Origin of the sequence: Streptomyces hokutonensis (assembly GCF_042751305.1) — a bacterium.
GTDB classification, from domain to species: Bacteria; Actinomycetota; Actinomycetes; order Streptomycetales; family Streptomycetaceae; genus Streptomyces; species Streptomyces hokutonensis_A.
Genome location: NZ_JBHYWD010000042.1, coordinates 1 through 18,329, shown reverse-complemented (window position 1 = coordinate 18,329; position 18,329 = coordinate 1). Strand labels below are relative to the sequence as shown.

Below are 18,329 nucleotides of genomic sequence, written 5' to 3'. Positions count from 1 at the left end.
AGACCGATGATCTTCGGGCGTTCTGAGCGAGGCAAGCCTCCGGTCGAGCCCGTCACGCTCAAGATCCTGGTGGCCGGCGGCTTCGGCGTGGGCAAGACCACCCTCGTCGGCGCGGTCAGCGAGATCAGGCCGCTGCGCACGGAGGAACTGCTCACCGAGGCAGGGCGTCCGGTCGACGACACCAGTGGTGTGGAGGGCAAGCACACCACCACCGTGGCCATGGACTTCGGCCGCATCACCCTTCGGGACGACCTCGTGCTCTACCTGTTCGGCACGCCGGGCCAGGAGCGCTTCTGGTTCATGTGGGACGAGCTCTCCGAGGGGTCGCTCGGCGCCGTCGTACTCGCCGACACCCGCCGCCTGGAGGACTGCTTCGCCGCCCTCGACTACTTCGAGCGGCGCTCCATACCCTTCGTCGTCGGCGTCAACTGCTTCGAGGGCGCGGCGCGTTACCCGGTGGAGACCGTACGGCAGGCCCTGGACCTCGACCAGGACGTACCGCTCATGCTGTGCGACGCGCGCGACCGGTCGTCGGTCAAGGAGGTCCTCATCGAGGTCGTCCAGCACGCGATGGCCTACGGCGCGAAGCGCCGCCAGAGCGTCACCAGCTGAGCCGCGGGCGCGGCCCGTACCTCCGCCGACCGGGGTACGAGCCGCAGCTCCTCGAAGGACGCACGCGCGTGTGCCTCATCAACCACGCACGCGCGTGTGCCTAGTTGTCGCCCTCCTCCAGCCAGCCGAAGCTCTTCTCCACGGCCTTGCGCCAGTTGTGGTACTCGCGGTCCCGCACCGAGGACTCCATGGACGGCGTCCACTCGACGTCCTTCTGCCAGTGCGACTTCAGCTCGTCCAGGCCGTTCCACACACCGGTGGCGAGCCCGGCCGCGTAGGCGGCGCCCAGGCACGTCGTCTCGGAGACCTTGGGCCGGATCACCGGTACGTCGAGCACGTCCGCCTGGTGCTGCATCAGCAGGTTGTTCTTGGTCATGCCGCCGTCCACCTTCAGGGTGGTGATCTGCACCCCGGAGTCCTGGAACATGGCGTCCACGACCTCCCGCGTCTGCCAGCTCGTCGCCTCCAGCACCGCGCGAGCGAGGTGTCCCTTCGTGACGTACCGGGTCAGTCCGGTGACGACTCCGCGCGCGTCCGAGCGCCAGTAGGGGGCGAACAGGCCGGAGAACGCGGGCACGATGTACGCGCCGCCGTTGTCGTCCACGCTCTCGGCGAGGCTCTCGATCTCGTCGGCGCTGCGGATGATGCCGAGTTGGTCCCGGAACCACTGAACGAGCGCGCCCGTTATGGCTATTGATCCCTCCAGGCAGTAGACCGGCGCCTCGTCACCGATCTTGTAGCCCATCGTCGTGAGGAGCCCGTTCTTCGAGGGCACCGGCCGGTTCCCGGTGTTGAGCAGCAGGAAGCTGCCGGTGCCGTAGGTGTTCTTCGCGGTGCCCACGTCGTAGCAGGCCTGCCCGAACACGGCGGCCTGCTGGTCGCCCAGCGCCGACGCCACGGGCACGCCCGCGAGTTGGCCGACCGCGGTGCCGTACACCTCGGCCGAGGACCTGATCTCGGGGAGGATCGCCTCGGGCACGTTCATCGCGGAGAGGATGGACGGGTCCCACTGGAGGGTCTCCAGGTTCATCAGCATGGTGCGCCCGGCGTTCGTCACGTCGGTGACGTGCCGACCGCCGTCGGTTCCGCCGGTGAGGTTCCAGATCAGCCAGGAGTCGATCGTCCCGAAGGCGATCTCGCCGCGCTCGGCGCGGTCCCTGAGGCCCGGCACGTTGTCGAGCAGCCAGGCCGCCTTGGGCCCGGAGAAGTAGCTGGCGAGCGGGAGTCCGGTCTGTTCGCGGAACCGGTCGGGCCCGTCCGAGCCGCCCAGTTGCTTGCACAGGGCCGCGGTGCGGGTGTCCTGCCACACGATGGCGTTGTGCACGGGTTTGCCGGTGGCGCGGTCCCAGAGGACCGTGGTCTCGCGCTGGTTGGTGATGCCGAGCGCGCTGAGCTGGTCGGCGCGGAGTCCGGCCTTGGCGATCGCCCCGGCGACCACCGCCTGCACCTTGGACCAGATCTCGGTGGCGTCGTGCTCCACCCAGCCCGGCTTGGGGAAGATCTGGCGGTGCTCGCGCTGGTCGACGGCGACGATCGCGCCGTCCTGGTTGAAGACGATGCAGCGGCTGGAGGTGGTGCCCTGGTCGATTGCGGCGACGAACCTGTCCGTCATGACGACCCCTTTGTCGTTTCCTTCGGATCCTTCAGAGGGCTGCTTTTGGTTGACTGCTCGAAGTCTGTTGTCAGAAGGCCGCGTTGAAGATGACTCCGGCGAGCGCCCCGCCGATCAGCGGGCCCACCACCGGGATCCACGCGTAACTCCAGTCCGAGGTCCCCTTGTTGGGGATCGGCAGCAGCGCGTGGACGATACGGGGGCCGAGGTCACGGGCCGGGTTGATGGCGTACCCGGTGGGCCCGCCGAGCGACAGGCCGATGCCGACCACCAGGAACGAGACCATCAGGATCGTGGTGCCGGACTCGCCGAGTCCCTTGGTGAGTCCGAAGGCCAGGAGCGGCAGGACGAGCGCGATGGTCGCGATGATCTCCGTCATCAGGTTCGCCACGACATTGCGGATCGTGGGCGAGGTGGAGAAGATCCCGAGCGTGGGCTGCGCCATCTCCTCCTCGGCGTTGGCCTGGAACTGCGCGAAGTAGACCAGCCAGCACAGGACCGCGCCGAGCATGGCCCCGACCATCTGTCCCGCGATGTAGAGCGGGACCTTGTCCCACTTCCCGGTGTCGATGGCGATGCCGATCGTCACCGCCGGATTGAGATGTGCGCCGGACAGCGGCGCGGCCGTGTACGCCCCGGCCATCACGCCGAAGCCCCATCCGAAGGCGATGACGATCCAACCGGAGTTCTGTGCCTTGGAGTAGTTCAGTACGACGGCGGCGACCACGCCGGCGCCGAAGAGGATCAGGATCGCGGTGCCGATGACCTCACCGACGAATATGTCTCCGTTGCTCATGGCGGCTCCTAGGCCCGGGCCCGGGACGGTCGGCCCCGGTCCTCCGTGCAGGGTGCGGTTCCCTTGGCGACTTCAGCCGAAGGCAGGGAGGGTCCCGAGCCCCGCCCGGCGTCCGTGACGAGCGTGCCGTCGCAGCCGAGATCGCCCGTGGGGGAGTGGGCCCGAGCGCGGGTGCGGCCCGCGCGGCGCAGTGCCTGGTACGCCGAGAATGTACGGCGATGTCGACCGACACCGGGAAGTGTTCACCGGTGCCGAAGGAGCGTCAAGCTCGCGGACGGCAACGGTGACACCCGCCCTGACGGCCCCTGACGCCCCGTAGGACGCCGCGGGATCCGCTCAGTGTCCGTGCGACTCCGCAGCCGTGCGGGAGGCCCGTACGGGCGCCGTGGGGGCGCCGCGCAGGATCTCGTACTCGCCCAGCCCTGCCTGGCCCAGCACCCAGCTGGTGCCGTCCAGTGCCTTAGCCGCCTGCTTCAGCGGAGCCAGCGACGCCGCCGCCTGCCGGTGGTCGGTCACGCTGCCCGGCACGCACAGCACGGTGGCCAGGGACAGCGTCACGGCCCGGCCGCCAGCCGCCCAGGGCACCTCCAGCACGGCGGCGGCCAGCGGCTCCAGCCCCTCCGGATCGGTGAGCACCAGGAAGTCGTCCCCGCCGATGTGCCCCACGCGCGTGTGCCCGGACGCCGTCAGCTGCAGCGCTCGCCCGACCGAGCGGATCAACTCGTCGCCCGCCGCGAAACCGGCCCCGTCGTTGACCTGCTTGAAGTGGTCGACATCCAGCCAGCTCAGCGCGAACGTCCGCCCGTCCGCGATCCGGCGGTCCACCTCACCGGTGATCGCGTCCGAACCGGGCAGCCTGGTCAGCGGATTGAGCCCCGCCGCCTCCTCCACCCGCGTCTCGGCCAACGCCCGTACCAGGTCCGCCAGCCGTACGACGCCCACACACCGCCCGTACCGGTCGACGACCGCCACGTCGTCCGACGTACGGTCCGCGTCGCCGACCGCGACGACGTCCAGGACCTCCCAGGCGCTCGCGTCGACGCCGACCGTCCGCGGCACGTCTCCGAGCTTGGCCGCCGGCCGGTCGGCGTACAGGGCGTGGCCGTAGCGCCCCGACATCGACAGCAGGAAGCGGGACCGGTGCACCGACCGGACCGGCACCCCGTCCCGGTCCACGAGCACCACTCCGGAGACGTCGGGCGAACCGGTCAGCAGCGCCCGGACCTGGTCGGCGGACGCGGTGTCGGGCAACAGCGCGGCCGGCCGTACGAACTCCCGCGCCCAGGGCCCCGATGGCGGTGCCGTCGCGAGGCCGGGCGGGCGGGGCGGAACGTATACGTCCGCTGCGGGAACCCGGGTCGCCGGCGCGAACAGCTCTCCCTGCGCCAACTGGGCCCCGGCCGCCCGGGCCTGCGCGCACTGCGCCTCGGTCTCCACGCCCTCCACGGACAGCAGGGCGCCCAACTCCTCGCACAGGGTCCGCATCGCGCGGACCGCGGCCGGCCGCTCCAGCAGCGAGGCGTCGAGCTTCACCAGGTCGGGCGCGAGGTCTGTGAGCAGCCGCAGGGGTACGTCACCGTCGCCGACGCCGTCGGCGCTGATCCGGAACCCCTGGCCGCGCAGCGCGGACACCGCCTCCAGGAGCGCGCGTCGCGGCACGTGCGTGAACGGCGGGACGATGTCGACCGTCACCTCCCACGGCAGCCGTCCCGCCTCGCGGACCGCGCTGTGCAGGGGGGTGAGCCCGCCGAGGTCGGCGAGGGTGCCGGCGAACACATTGATGTGCAGCGGCAGCAGCGTCTCCTTGCGGGCTGCGGCGCGGACCGCCAACACGGCCAGCTTGCCGTCGAGTTCGGGATCGCGGCGGGCCTCGGCCAGGATGTCGCCGGTCTCCGGGCGGACGAGTACTTCCAGGCCCGCGATTCCACCGGTGGTCAGATTGACCACCGGCTGGAAGGCGAAGCGGAGAGTGTCCGTCCTGGAGCGCACGGCAGCATGATGACGCCACCGGCGTACGCCCAGGCCCAGTTCATAAGACGTTCACGCGCCCGTGCGGGCTGATCACACAGGCGGGGCGGCAGTCCGCCACTCACCGCACCACCAGCACCGACGACCCGTGCCCGAACAGCCCCTGGTTCACGGTGATCCCCACCCGTGCCCCCGCGACCTGCCGGTCACCCGCCTCACCTCTCAACTGCCAGGCCAACTCGCAGACCTGGGCGATCGCCTGCGCCGGAACCGCCTCCCCGAAGGAGGCCAGTCCACCGCTCGCGTTCACCGGTATGCGCCCGCCCAGGGCCGTAGCGCCCTCTCGCAGCAGCTTGGCGCCCCCGCCCTCGGCGCACAGCCCCAGATCCTCGTACCACTGCAACTCCAGGGCGGTGGACAGGTCGTACACCTCGGCCAGGGAGAGGTCCTCGGGGCCGATGCCCGCCTCCTCGTAGGCCGCGCCGGCTATCGACGCCCGGAAGGTCTCGTCCGGCGGTGGCGCGCCCGCCGCGGAGTCGGTGGCGATGTCCGGGAGGTCCAGCACCGTGTTGGGATAGCGGGGCGTCACCGTGGACACCGCGCGGATCCGCACCGGGTCCGCCGACCCGTGCCGGCGCGCGAACTCCATGCTCGACAGCACCAGGGCGGCCCCGCCGTCCGAGGTGGCGCAGATGTCCAGCAGCCGCAGCGGATCGGCGACCACCGCCGAGGCGGCGACCTCCTCGGCGGAGACCCGCTTGCGATACCGCGCGTACGGATTCAGCGCCCCCAGGGCGGCGTTCTTCACCTTCACCTGGGCGAAGTCCTCCGGGGTGTCCCCGTAGAGGGCCATCCGCCGGCGCGCGTACAGCCCGAAGTACGTCGGGTTCGTCGCCCCGAGGACCCGGAAGCGGAGCCAGTCCGGATCGTCGTGCCGGTCCCCGCCGGCGGGCCGGAAGAACCCCTTGGGCGCGGCATCGGCACCCACGACCAGTACCACGTCCGCGAGCCCCGACAGGATCTGCGCCCGCGCCGCGCTGACGGCCTGCGCCCCGGACGCGCACGCCGCGTACACGCTCGCCACCCGGGCACCCTGCCAGCCCAGTGCCTTGGCGAACGTCGCGCCCGCCACATACCCCGGGTATCCGCCACGCACCGTGTCCGCGCCGACGATCGAGCCGACGTCCCGCCACTCCAGCCCGGCGTCGGCGAGCGCGGCCCGGGCCGCCGCCGTCCCGTACTCGACGAAGCTCCGCCCCCACTTGCCCCAGGGGTGCATGCCCGCGCCGAGCACCGCCACGTCCCCCGTCATGCCGTCACCCCCGCAGGCCGCCAGTGCCAGGTCGTCCAGGTCGTCTCCGTGTCCTCGTCGAGCACACCGGGGACGACCTCCACCTCCATGCCCACCGCCAGATCGGCGACGGTGATCCCGGGAACCGCCTGTCCCAGCACCACGATCCGCTCGGCCTCCAGCTCCACAGCGATCAACGCGTAGGGCTCCCACGGAAGTTCCGGATCGCTCACATACGGTGACGGTGGCCGGTACCGGCTGTCCGTGTACGACCAGACACGGCCGCGCCGCGACAGCGGGACCTCCTCCAGGTCGCCGCCCGGGCAGGCCGGATTGCGGCAATGGCCGTCCTCGCGCGGGAAGAAGACCGAGGCGCACGCCGAGCAACGCGTGCCGAGCAGCCGGAAGCCGTCCCCGTCCCCGGTGAACCAATCGGTGACCACAGGTGTGCGTGTCCGCGACAACGTCCCTCCACAGCACTGGATCTGACGGAACGTCAGAAGTGTGCCACGGGCAACGGAAAATGAGCAGGGCGTTTCGGTGAACCATCGAGCCGCTTCCGGCGTCGTGATACCGGGAGGGGCGGCCGGGGCCCACGGGGGTGGTTCCGGCCGTCCCTCCCGTTCCCCGTACGGCCCCCGGAAAGACGCCCTCCGCTTGATCGGATACAGTCCGCCGGGTGTCCGAAACTCAAGACTCCGTCCCCAACTCCGCGCCGGACTCCCACTGTTCGAGCTGTGGATCGCCCTACGGAGAGGGCGTTTCCGGCTGGCCCCGCACCTGTCCGGCCTGCGGCACGGTCGCCTACCGCAACCCGCTGCCCGTCGCCGTCGCACTCCAGCCGGTGTACGACACGAAGGGCACCGCCCTGGTCGTCATCACCCGAACCGTCGCCCCCGCGCGCGGAGGCGTCGCCCTGCCGGGCGGCTACGTCGACGACCGCGAGGACTGGCGGCAGGCCCTCGTCCGCGAACTCAGGGAGGAGACCGGCATCGAGGCCGCGAGCCGCGACGTACGACTCGTCGACGCCATCAGCTCGCCCGATGGCCATCTCCTGCTCTTCGGAGTCCTTCCCGAGCGCCCGGTCGAAACCCTGCCCAAGTCCGCCGCCACCGACGAGACGGAGGGCTGGCACCTCCTGCGCAGGCCGGAGGAGCTCGCCTTCCCGCTGCACTCCGTGGCCGTCAGGGCCTGGTTCGAAGGCCGGTACATCTGAGGTCAGCCCTCGCCCAGCCCCCGCACCCGCACCGGGCAGGACGGCGCGCTCACGCCGTCCTCCGACTCCCGCTCCACGACCACCCGCCGGCCCTCCCAGCGGGCGACGTACCGCTCGATCTCCGGCTCGTCCCAGCCGTCGCCCGCGTCCGGCACCACCAGCCCGCCCCCGGTCCGCCCACGGGCGGGCGCCCACACCTCCAGCTCGAGACCGCCGTCCGCACCGCGCACCGGCAGGACGGCACCCGCGCGCGCGAACACCGGAATCCGCGCCAACGGGGCATCGACGAGAACCTGGGCCGGCCCCTCGTACGCCCGCTCCGTCTCCGTGTCGTACCAACGCCCCCTGGGCAACTGCACCGCACGCCGGTCCGACCCCGGATAGAGCACCGGCGCCACCAGGAGGCAGTCGCCCAGCAGGAAGGCGTCCTCGCAGTCCCGTAGCGCACGATCCTCCGGAGCGCCCCACCACAGGGGCCGCACATACGGCGCCCCGGTCCGCCGCGCCAGATGCGCCAGCGTCATGTAGTACGGCAGCAGCCGCTGTCTCTCGACGAGCGCCACGCGCGCGTGCTCCAGCACCTCGGCACCGAACTCCCAGGGCTCGCGACGCCCCGCGCGTAGACTCGCGTGCGTACGGAACAGCGGCAGATACGCGCCCAGTTGGAACCAGCGCAGATACAGCTCGGGCGACGGACTCCCGTCGAAGCCGCCGACGTCCGGACCCGAGTACGGCACCCCGCACAGCCCCAGCCCCATCACCAGCGACAGCGAGGCCCGCAGCCCCGGCCAGCCGGTGGCCACATCGCCGGACCAGGTGCCCCCGTAGGCCTGCATCCCGGCCCACCCGGAGCGCGAGAAGAGGAACGGCCGCTCCTGGGGGGCCAGTTCGCGCAAGGCCTCGTAGGCCGCTCCGGCCATGCACAGCGCGTACACGTTGTGCGCCTCACGATGGTCACCGCCCCGCCCCTCCAGGTCGTGCCGCGCCGAACGCGGCAGCGTCGACTCCCCGAAGGCGGCGAACGACGTGGGCTCGTTCATGTCGTGCCAGAAACCCGCGAACCCCTGGGCGAGCCGCTCCTGGTAGAGCCCGCCCCACCACTCCCGCACACGCGCGTGCGTGAAGTCCGGGAAAACCGCCTCCCCGGGCCATACGACGCCCCGTACGAGCCGCCCTGAAGCGTCCCGCACGAAGGCGTCCTCTGCCGTGCCACTGTCGTAGACGGCGTTCCCTGGCTCGGCCTTCACCGCGGGGTCGACGATCGACACCAGCCTGATGCCGTCCCGCCGCAACTCCTCGGCGAGCGCGGGTAGTTTCGGGAAGCGCTCGTGGTCGACGGTGAACACCTGGTGCTCGTCGTAGTGGTCGATGTCCAGGTGGACGGCGTCCAGCGGCAGACCGCGCTCCTGGTAGCCGGCGACGATCCGCCGGACCTCCTGCTCACTGCCGAAGCCCCACCGCGCGTGATGGTGCCCCAGCGCCCAGGCCGGCGGCAGCGCGGGAGCACCGGTGAGCGAGACCCAGGCGTGCAGCACGCGCGCGGGAGTGCCCACGATCACCCAGGTGCGCAGCGGACCGCCGTCCATCCGCAGCTCGGACGCCCCCGCCCGGTCGTGCCCGGAACCGGCACCCTCCTCGCCCTCCCGCAGCGTCACCGTGCCGTCCCAGGAGGTGTCGTGGAACACCAGATGCGTGGCCGCGTCGGCCACCACCAGCTGCACCGGCATCGTGATGTACAGCGGATCGTCACCGGGTGCGAAGGCCCGCCCGGGGTCGGTGTTCCACAGCCGGTACGTGCCGTCGCGCAGCCGCGGGCCCGAAGCGCGGCCGCCGAGCCCGAAGAACCGGGCGTCCGCGGCCACCTCCGACCGCTGCATCCAGCGCGCCGTGCCCCCGCCCACCGGCTCCCACCAGCGCGGCGGCAGATCCCGGCGCAGCGTCACACCACCGGGCGTACGCACCTCGACCGCGCCGTGCCGCGACACGACGACCGTCACCCGCTCCGCCACGACCCGCCAGCCGCCGTCCTTGTCCGGCTCCAGGACGGCCCGGGGATCCGGCTCGGGGCACCGCCCGGCGAGCGCGTACGAGGGCTCCGGAGCGGCCCCGTCCCAGCCCCAGAAGACCGCCCCGTTCATGGCGACGGTGATGCGCAGTTCGGAACGGCTGAACCGGATGACCCCGCCACCGGGCCCGGGCTCCGCGCCCCGCACCGGCCCGGGCACACGCGCCCGCTCGGCCCCCCGCGCGGGCAGCCCGGCGGCGTCCGCACGCCTCCTGCGCCACGCCGCCCGTACGGTACGCAACCCCTGCGCCGCCCCCGTTGAACCGACCGCCTTCACCGAACGCACCAGGTCACGACCATCCATGCTGCTCACCCTGCCATTACAGGCCCCGGATAACCGGGTCGTTCAACTTCCGTTCACCCGTGGTGGGACCACATCTTCACGGCACGGACCATCTGGAACCTGCCCTGGTGCAGAAGTCGATCACATGGCATCGTCCGTGTCAGCCGCGTCACGGGCGCACCCCCGCACGTGCGCGACCGACACACACGACGCGCACAGCCCCGGGAGCCGCCCCATGTCGACCGCGAACCCCCTGCCGCTCTGGCAGCCAGATCCGGAACGCATCGCCCAGGCACAGGTCACCAGGTTCCAGTCCTGGGCGGCCGAACACCACGGAGCCCCTGCCGACGGCGGCTACGCGGCACTGCACCGCTGGTCCGTCGACGAACTGGACACGTTCTGGCAGGCCGTCACCGAGTGGTTCGACGTCCGCTTCTCGACCCCCTACGCGCGCGTGCTCGGCGACCGCTCGATGCCCGGCGCACAGTGGTTCCCCGGAGCGACCCTCAACTACGCCGAGCACGCCCTGCGCGCGAGCGCGACCCGCGCCCACGAACCGGCCCTCCTGTACGTCGACGAGACCCACGAACCGCGCCCGGTCACCTGGGCGGAACTCCGCCGCCAGGTCGGCTCCCTGGCCGCCGAACTGCGCACCCTCGGCGTACGCCCCGGAGACCGCGTCAGCGGTTACCTCCCGAACATCCCGCAGGCCGTCGTCGCCCTGCTCGCCACAGCCGCCGTGGGCGGCGTCTGGACGTCCTGCGCCCCCGACTTCGGCGCCCGCAGCGTCCTCGACCGCTTCCAACAGGTCGAACCGGTCGTCCTGTTCGCCGTCGACGGCTACCGCTACGGCGGCAAGGAGCACGACCGCCGCGACACGGTCGCCGAACTCCGCCGCGAACTGCCCACCCTCCGCGCGGTGGTCCACATCCCCCTCCTGGGCACCGACGCCCCCGAAGGCGCCCTGGACTGGTCGTCCCTCACCTCGGCCGACGTGGAACCCGTCTTCGAGGAGGTCCCCTTCGAGCACCCCCTGTGGGTGCTCTACTCCTCCGGCACGACAGGCCTCCCCAAGGCCATCGTCCAGTCCCAGGGCGGCATCCTCGTAGAACACCTCAAACAGCTCGGCCTGCACTGTGACCTGGGCCCCGAGGACCGCTTCTTCTGGTACACGTCCACCGGCTGGATGATGTGGAACTTCCTCGTCTCCGGCCTCCTGACGGGCACGACGATCGTCCTCTACGACGGCAGCCCCGGGTACCCCGACACGGCCGCCCAGTGGCGCATCGCCGAACGCACCGGAGCGACCCTCTACGGCACCTCGGCCGCGTACGTCATGGCCTGCCGCAAGGCCGGCGTGCACCCGTCCCGCGACTTCGACCTCTCCGCGGTGCGGTGCGTCGCCACCACCGGCTCACCACTGCCCCCGGACGGGTTCCGCTGGCTGCACGACGAGGTCCGCGACGACCTGTGGATCGCCTCGGTCAGCGGCGGCACGGACGTCTGCTCCTGCTTCGCCGGAGCCGTACCGACCCTCCCGGTGTACATCGGCGAACTCCAGGCCCCCGGCCTGGGCACCGACCTCCAGTCCTGGGACCCGAACGGCCACCCCCTGGTCGACGAGGTCGGCGAACTCGTCGTTACCAACCCCATGCCCTCCATGCCGACCTACTTCTGGAACGACCCCGACGGCACCCGCTACCACGACAGCTACTTCGACACCTACCCCGGAGTGTGGCGCCACGGCGACTGGATCACCCTCACCTCCCGGGGCTCCGTCGTCATCCACGGCCGCTCCGACTCCACGCTCAACCGCCAAGGCGTGCGCATGGGTTCGGCCGACATCTACGAAGCCGTCGAACGGCTCCCGGAGATCAGGGAATCCCTGGTAATCGGCATCGAACAGCCCGACGGCGGCTACTGGATGCCCCTTTTCGTGCACCTCGCCCCCGGAGCCGTCCTGGACGACGACCTCCTGGGCCGCATCAAGCAGACGATCCGCGAACAACTCTCCCCACGCCACGTCCCCGACGAGGTCATCGAGGTCCCCGGCGTCCCGCACACCCTCACCGGAAAACGCATCGAGGTACCCGTCAAACGCCTCCTCCAGGGAACCCCGTTGGAGAAGGCGGTCAACCCGGGCTCCATCGACAACCTCGACCTGCTGGGCTTCTACGAGGATCTCGCCCGCAAACGCGCCTGATCGCCCTCCCATAGAGGCCGATCACCCTCCATAGGTGGCCTCGGACTCGCCCTCGCCGAGCACGGCGGCGAAGTCCGAGGCCAGTCGCACCGCGTCGGCCGGTTCGAGTTCGGCGACGGAGATCCGTACACCCGGCTCGGACGACACCCGGAACCGCGCCCCTGCGGCGACCCACCAGCCGTACGACCGCAGCCCGTTGACCACCGCGGACTCGTCCCGCACGGGCACCCAGAGATTCATCCCGCTCGCCCCGTGGGCTTCGATCCCCCGGCCGCCCAGTTCCGTGCGCAGAGCTTCCCGACGCAGTCTGTACGCCTCCTGCGCCCGCGTGACCAACGTGCGCGTGCCGTCGTCCGTCATCAGCCCGTGGACGGTCTCCTGGAGGAGATGACTCACCCAGCCGGACGTCAGCAGCAACCGCCCGTCGTGTCGCGCCAGCGTGGTCCGGTCACAGGCCGCCGCGGCCCACCGCAGGTCGGTGCCGAGGAACTTGCTCACCGTCCGCACATGCACCCAGCGCGCCAACCCACCGGAAGCCAGCGACCACAGGGGAGCGCCCGCCACGGCTGACGCGTGATCGTTCTCCACGACGAGCACCTCGGGCCCGTCCAGGAGCACCTCGACCAAGGCGTCGCGGCGCGCGGCCGAGAAGCTGCCGCCGTACGGATTCTGCGCCCGGGGGCTGCACACCACGGCACGCACACCCGCCCGGAGCGCCACGCGCAGCGCATCGGGACGCAGCCCCTCGTCGTCCACGGCGACCGGCACGCTCCGCAGCCCCAACGCCGTGACCAGGTCCAGCAGATGGTGATACCCGGGGTCCTCCATGGCCACCGCGTCCCCGGGCCGCAGCTCCACCGACAACAGCCGCCCGATCAGATCCAGCGCACCGTGCGCGAAGGTCACCTGTTCCACGGGCACACCGTCGCGTCCCAGCCAGTCCCGTACAGCCTCCTCCAACCGCGCCAGCCGAGGTGTCGACCGGTGCGACCGCGCGCCCGGGGAGAGTCGCGAAGGCGGCACCAACGCGGGCAGGAAGAGCGGGTCGGGGTGCCCGCCGGCCAGGTCCCGCAGTCCCTCCGGGACCCGGGGCGGCCGTCGGGACGCCACCGCGGGCGCCTGTGCCACCACGGTCCCGCCCCGCCCGCGCGTGACGACGATGCCCCGCTGCCGCAACTCCTTGTACGCGGTGGCGACCGTGCCCGGACTCACCCCGAGCTCGTCCGCGAGCCGCCGCACCGGAGGCAGCGCGGTGTCCGGCCCCAACACGCCCTCGGCCACGGACCGTTCGACGGACGCGGCAATCCCCTTGGCCGTCGCACCACTGATCCCATATTGTATTGCCACGTCATCAACTATGTATCAATACATAACGAGATGCAAGGGGGAGCAGTGAGCAGGACCCGCCGCGCAGCCGTACGGCCGAAACGCATACCCGGAGGACGCGACGGTCGCAGAATGCTCGCGATCGCCTTCGTCGACCGCACCGGCAGCGGCCTGTGGGCCTCCGTGTCCGTCCTGTACTTCACCTACGTCTCGCATCTCTCCGTCGCCCAGGTCGGCACCCTCGCCGCGATCGCGGGAGCCGTCGGCATCGCCGGCGCACCCCTGGGCGGCCGTCTCGCCGACCGGTTCCCGCTCACCCCCGTCCTCACCGCCCTCCAACTCCTGCGCGCCCTCGCCTCCTTCGCCCTGCTCACCACGGACAACTACGTCCTCCTGATCGCCTTCTCGGCCGTCGGCGGCTTCGGCGACCGCGCCGCCAACGTGCTCACCAAGCTCTACGCCACCCGCGTGGCCGGACCGGACCGCATCCGCTACCAGGCCATCAGCCGAACCGCCGCCAACGCGGGCTGGGCCCTGGGCGGTCTCGCCGCAGCCGCCGCCCTCGCCCTCGGCACGACCGCCGCCTACCACTGGCTCCTTCTCGGCGACGCCCTCTCCTTCGTCGCCATCGCGACGCTTACCGTCCGTTGCGGCGAACCCCCGTCACCACAGCGCGTCATCGCGACATCGAAGGACGCGCCGCCCGCGAACAAGCCCCCGAACCCCTGGCGCGACCGCACCTATCTCGCCTACGTCGCGACCGAGACCGTCCTCTTCCTCGACGACGCCGTCTTCAAGGTCGGCCTGCCACTGTGGATCGCCCACGCCAGCGAGGCACCGCACGGCCTGGCACCCCTGCTGATGGTCCTCAACAACGTGATGGTCGTGGCCCTCCAAGTCCCCCTGGCCCGCTTCGGCGCCACCTCGACGGCCGCCCACAACCTGCTGATACCGCTCTCCGCCGCCTTCGCCCTGGGCGGGACCACCCTGGCCCTCTCGGCCACCGGCGGAGCCGTCACCGCGAGCGTGCTCCTCACCGCCTCGGCAGCCGCCTTCACCATGGCGGAAATGCTGCACGCCACCGTCTCCTGGGAACTCTCCGTCGCCCTCGCACCAGGCACCGCGCAAGGCGCCTACCTCGGCGTCCACGGACTCGCCCAGTCCACCCAGCGCAGCATCGGCCCACTCGCGGTCACCGCGGCCATCGCCACCGGCCCCCTCGGCTGGACCGTCTTCGGCGCCGCCATCGCTCTGACCTGCATGATTCAGCACCGCCTGGTCCGTGAGCCGCTCGCTCGGACGCCGTTGTCAGTGCTGCCGGTTACTGTGAGTGAGTATTGATCGACCGCGCACAGGGGGAAACATGGCGCACACCGACCACCAGACCATGCGACGCGTTCTGCGCCGCGAAATCGCAGGCACCATCGGCCTGTTGACCGACGAGCAGGACTTCCGCGCCATGCGGCGCTACCGCAGCTTCACCTTCGACGACCACACCGCCTACCTCCAACAAGTGGAGGCACTCCTCAGGAGCCGAGCCTCCCAGGGCAGCCACACCAGCGTGGCGCTCTTCGACCCCCAGGAATACGCCGAGTTCTGCACCGACAGCGGCCTTGACCCGGACAACCCGTCCAGCCGCACCCGCTTCACCGCCGAACTCGCCACCACCGGACCCACCGTGCCCTACGAGGGCCAACCCCTCGCCGACCTCCTCCCGGCCCTGGTCGACGAGGCCGTCCGCCAGGCGACCTGGGAGTACGTGACCACACTCCTGGCCCGCCTCGGCACCTGCGCCACCTGCGGCGAGGACATCGGCCGCGCGGCCTTCACCCGGGCCTCCGGCCTCCTCGTCCGCATCCTCGACACGGCCCGACCCGGCAACCGACACCTGGTCTGCAGCGTCTCGGGAACACCCGAAACCATCGTCTGCGCCCTCCACGCCGACCAGGACGAGGACGGAGCCACCCACCTGGACGACATCGAAGCCCTCGAATTCACCAGCGTCCTCGCCCTCGGCATCGCCACCCGAAGCCCCGGCGGCCTCGTCATGCGCACCACCAGCCCCGACAGCACCGACTGCATCTACGGCTGGCGCCTGCGCGGCGACGGTCTGGAACCCCTGACCGCCGGCGAGGTCTTCGACGCCTACTGCACCGACGTCGAATCCGGAGACCTCATCTCCCCGGAATCAGGCGTCGACTACTGCGTGCCGCCCGACCTCGGCGACCTGGAACAGCCCCCGGGAGGACACCACCACTGAACACGCCAGGGGCGCCCCACCCGGTGGCGGGGCGCCCCTGAACCAGAGCCGACGGACGGCTTCCTGCCCGACTACTCGCCGGACAGCACCGCCTGAGCCGCCTGACGTGCTTCCTCGGCACTGTCGGCGGCCCGCGCCGCCAGCGCGGCCCGCTCGCACTGGGCCAACGTGTACTTCGCCAGCGTCGACCGAACATAGGGAATCGAAGCCGCGCCCATGGAAAGGGAGGTGACCCCAAGACCGGTCAACACACAGGCCAGCAGCGGGTCGGACGCCGCCTCGCCACAGACGCCACAGCTCTTGCCCTCGGCCTTCGCCCCCTCGGCGGACATCGCCACCAGGTCGAGCAGCGCGGGCTGCCACGGATCCTGCAGACGGGACACGGCACCCACCTGACGGTCGGCGGCGAACGTGTACTGCGCGAGGTCGTTGGTCCCCAGCGACAGGAACTCGACCTCCTGCAGAATCGAGCGCGCCCGCAGCGCGGCCGACGGAATCTCCACCATCGCGCCGAACTTCGCCCGCAGGCCCGCTTCCCGGCACGCGTCCGCGAACGCCTTCGCGTCCGCGCGGTCCGCGACCATCGGGGCCATGACCTCGAGGTAGACCGGCAGTCCCTCGGCGGCCTTCGCGAGCGCGGTCAGCTGAGTCCGCAGCACGTCGGGGTGGTCGAGCAGCGAACGCAGCCCGCGCACACCCAGGGCCGGGTTCGGCTCGTCGGCGGGCGTCAGGAAGTCCAGCGGCTTGTCCGCGCCGGCGTCCAGCACCCGCACGACGACACGCCCCTCGGGAAACGCCTCGAGCACCTGCCGGTACGCCTCGACCTGCTTCTCCTCGGACGGTGCGTTCTTGCTGTCGTCCAGGAAAAGGAACTCGGTACGGAAGAGCCCCACACCCTCGGCCCCCGCCTCCAGCGCGGCCGGCACGTCAGCAGGACCGCCGACATTGGCGAGCAACGGCACCTTGTGCCCGTCGGAGGTGGCACCCGGCCCCGTGGAGGCGGAGAGAGCGGCCTTGCGCGCGGCAGCCGCGGCTTCCAGCTCCGCCCTCTTCTCATCACTCGGGTTCACGAAGATCTCACCGGTGCTGCCGTCCACGGCGACAACCGTCCCCTCGGCCAGCTCACCGGCCCCCGGCAGCGCCACCACAGCGGGCACACCGAGCGCCCGCGCCAGGATCGCGCTGTGACTGGTCGGCCCGCCCTCCTCAGTGACGAAACCGAGCACGAGAGCCGGGTCCAGCAGCGCCGTATCGGCCGGCGCAAGATCACGAGCGATCAGGACGTACGGCTCGTCGCTGTCGGGAACGCCAGGCATCGGCACCCCGAGCAACCTGGCGACGATACGATTCCGCACGTCGTCGAGGTCGGCCACCCGACCGGCCAGATACTCACCGGCATTCGCCAGCAGAGCACGGTAGGCGGCGAAGGCGTCGTACACCGCCCGCTCGGCCGTGCTGCCGACCGAGATACGGCGATCCACGTCAGTCATCAACTCGGGGTCCTGGGCCATCAGGGCCTGGGCCTCGAGCACCGCCTGGGCTTCGCCCCCCGCCAGATTGCCGCGCGCCATCAGGTCGGCCGCCACAGCGTCCACGGCTTGGCGGGCGCGCCCCTGTTCACGCTCCGCGTCCTCCACCGGAACCTGCTTGGCAGGCGGTTCCAGAACCGCCGTCCCCATGTGCCGAACCTCGCCGATCGCCACACCGTGGCTCACACCGACGCCTCGCAGCGTTGTCTCCATCTCACCCGTCTCCGATAGTGCGGCGGGTCCCGCCGCCGCGGTGGTTGTCCTGCACACCGTCATACGACGGCACTGACGTCACTCCCAGGAGAAGAGCCTGTCGCCGGCCTTCACATCGCCGTCCTCGCGGAGCTCGGAGAGGGACTCGGCGGTGGCCTCAAGGGCCACGATCGGGCACACCGGGGACTTTCCGGCGGCCTCTACGGCGGCCGGGTTCCAGCGCACGACACTCTGCCCCCGGGTCACGGTGTCGCCCTTGTTGACGAGCAGTTCGAAACCCTCGCCATTGAGCTGCACGGTGTCGATACCGAGATGGGTCAGAACACCGTGCCCCTCGCTGTCCACGACGACGAAGGCGTGCGGGTGGAGGGAGACGATGACTCCGTCCACGGGAGAGACGGCCTCGGAAGGCTCACGTACGGGGTCGATGGCCGTACCGGGGCCGACCATGGCCCCGGAGAAGACCGGATCGGGCACCTCGGTCAGTCCGATGGCGCGTCCTGCGAGCGGGGACGTCACGCTGGTCATGGGAAGCCTCCCAGGGGTGGAAATGTGATGGGGCCGTCACTGCCTGTCCCGGACGGCACACTGAGCAGCAGGGTATGTCATATGTAGTACCGGTTCCGCCCGAGAGGTCTGGATTAGTGGTCTAGACCACACCTCTAATCGATTTGCACCTGCTCTACGGCCGCATGTACAGTCGTACTCCTGCTTGAGGCCGAGCGACGCGACCAAGCGTCTTTGCTTGGCCTGGCAGCACCCAACTTGTCAGATCCTATCCCGGGGTCACCTTCTGCATGCTCGCAGGACGGTGGTCAGGGGGCCGGAAAAACACTGATAGAGTTTGGAACACCGAAGGGAAGCCCGGAGGAAAGCCCGAGAGGGTGAGTACAAAGGAAGCGTCCGTTCCTTGAGAACTCAACAGCGTGCCAAAAATCAACGCCAGATATGTTGA

General features: G+C 70.9%; 15 protein-coding genes. 5 read left to right on the top strand and 10 right to left on the bottom strand.

What is annotated here, in order from left to right:
• Window positions 1–6: 6 nt before the first annotated feature.
• Entirely contained in the window at window positions 7–612 is a 606-nt protein-coding gene (locus tag ACFXC1_RS49915; RefSeq protein WP_019066490.1) for a GTP-binding protein, read from the top strand.
• Between the two features lie 100 nt (window positions 613–712).
• Here ACFXC1_RS49915 and glpK read toward each other — a convergent pair whose 3' ends face one another.
• From glpK to ACFXC1_RS49890, 5 genes are all read right to left on the bottom strand, one after another.
• On the bottom strand, window positions 713–2,224 hold the full coding sequence (gene glpK, locus ACFXC1_RS49910) for a glycerol kinase GlpK (protein WP_381256798.1): 1,512 nt from the start codon (window positions 2,222–2,224) through the stop codon (window positions 713–715).
• 70 nt (window positions 2,225–2,294) lie between these two features.
• A complete protein-coding gene (locus tag ACFXC1_RS49905; RefSeq protein ID WP_381256795.1) occupies window positions 2,295–3,020 on the bottom strand; it encodes an MIP/aquaporin family protein in 726 nt (241 codons plus the stop codon).
• Between the two features lie 336 nt (window positions 3,021–3,356).
• Complete coding sequence (locus ACFXC1_RS49900; RefSeq protein ID WP_381256793.1) at window positions 3,357–5,009, bottom strand: EAL domain-containing protein; 1,653 nt, start codon at window positions 5,007–5,009, stop codon at window positions 3,357–3,359.
• A 100-nt stretch (window positions 5,010–5,109) separates the two neighbouring features.
• Window positions 5,110–6,300: a lipid-transfer protein gene (locus ACFXC1_RS49895; RefSeq protein ID WP_381256790.1), complete on the bottom strand. Its 1,191-nt coding sequence runs from the start codon at window positions 6,298–6,300 to the stop codon at window positions 5,110–5,112.
• Window positions 6,297–6,722, bottom strand: coding sequence for a Zn-ribbon domain-containing OB-fold protein (locus ACFXC1_RS49890; protein WP_381256787.1), 426 nt, complete (start codon window positions 6,720–6,722; stop codon window positions 6,297–6,299). The genes ACFXC1_RS49895 and ACFXC1_RS49890 overlap by 4 nt, the downstream gene beginning before the upstream one ends.
• A 236-nt stretch (window positions 6,723–6,958) precedes the next feature.
• On the opposite strand from ACFXC1_RS49890, the gene ACFXC1_RS49885 reads away from it, so the two are divergent.
• Window positions 6,959–7,495, top strand: a complete 537-nt coding sequence (locus ACFXC1_RS49885; protein ID WP_381256784.1) for an NUDIX domain-containing protein — start codon at window positions 6,959–6,961, stop codon at window positions 7,493–7,495.
• Between the two features lie 2 nt (window positions 7,496–7,497).
• On the opposite strand, the gene ACFXC1_RS49880 is transcribed toward ACFXC1_RS49885, so the two are convergent.
• Window positions 7,498–9,864 (bottom strand): glycoside hydrolase family 31 protein, encoded by a 2,367-nt coding sequence (locus tag ACFXC1_RS49880; RefSeq protein ID WP_381256781.1) that lies wholly within the window; start codon window positions 9,862–9,864, stop codon window positions 7,498–7,500.
• Between the two features lie 214 nt (window positions 9,865–10,078).
• Here ACFXC1_RS49880 and ACFXC1_RS49875 point away from each other — a divergent pair, with 214 nt between their 5' ends.
• Window positions 10,079–12,046 carry an acetoacetate--CoA ligase gene (locus ACFXC1_RS49875; protein ID WP_381256778.1) on the top strand — a complete coding sequence of 656 codons (1,968 nt, stop codon included), beginning with the start codon at window positions 10,079–10,081 and terminating at the stop codon, window positions 12,044–12,046.
• A gap of 21 nt (window positions 12,047–12,067) precedes the next feature.
• On the opposite strand, the gene ACFXC1_RS49870 is transcribed toward ACFXC1_RS49875, so the two are convergent.
• Window positions 12,068–13,393: an aminotransferase class I/II-fold pyridoxal phosphate-dependent enzyme gene (locus ACFXC1_RS49870; protein ID WP_381256775.1), complete on the bottom strand. Its 1,326-nt coding sequence runs from the start codon at window positions 13,391–13,393 to the stop codon at window positions 12,068–12,070.
• Window positions 13,394–13,504: 111 nt separating this feature from the next.
• Between ACFXC1_RS49870 and ACFXC1_RS49865 the strand changes: the two genes are divergently transcribed.
• A complete protein-coding gene (locus tag ACFXC1_RS49865; RefSeq protein ID WP_381256772.1) occupies window positions 13,505–14,713 on the top strand; it encodes an MFS transporter in 1,209 nt (402 codons plus the stop codon).
• A 22-nt stretch (window positions 14,714–14,735) separates the two neighbouring features.
• Window positions 14,736–15,632 carry a hypothetical protein gene (locus ACFXC1_RS49860; RefSeq protein WP_381256769.1) on the top strand — a complete coding sequence of 299 codons (897 nt, stop codon included), beginning with the start codon at window positions 14,736–14,738 and terminating at the stop codon, window positions 15,630–15,632.
• A gap of 71 nt (window positions 15,633–15,703) precedes the next feature.
• Here ACFXC1_RS49860 and ptsP read toward each other — a convergent pair whose 3' ends face one another.
• The 3 genes from ptsP to ACFXC1_RS49845 all read right to left on the bottom strand — a co-directional run.
• A complete protein-coding gene (gene ptsP, locus ACFXC1_RS49855) occupies window positions 15,704–17,374 on the bottom strand; it encodes a phosphoenolpyruvate--protein phosphotransferase (RefSeq protein ID WP_381256766.1) in 1,671 nt (556 codons plus the stop codon).
• Window positions 17,375–17,452: 78 nt separating this feature from the next.
• Window positions 17,453–17,902, bottom strand: a complete 450-nt coding sequence (locus ACFXC1_RS49850) for a PTS sugar transporter subunit IIA (protein WP_359614162.1) — start codon at window positions 17,900–17,902, stop codon at window positions 17,453–17,455.
• 247 nt (window positions 17,903–18,149) lie between these two features.
• The coding region (locus ACFXC1_RS49845) for a hypothetical protein (protein WP_381256763.1) at window positions 18,150–18,329 on the bottom strand (180 nt) is incomplete at its 5' end.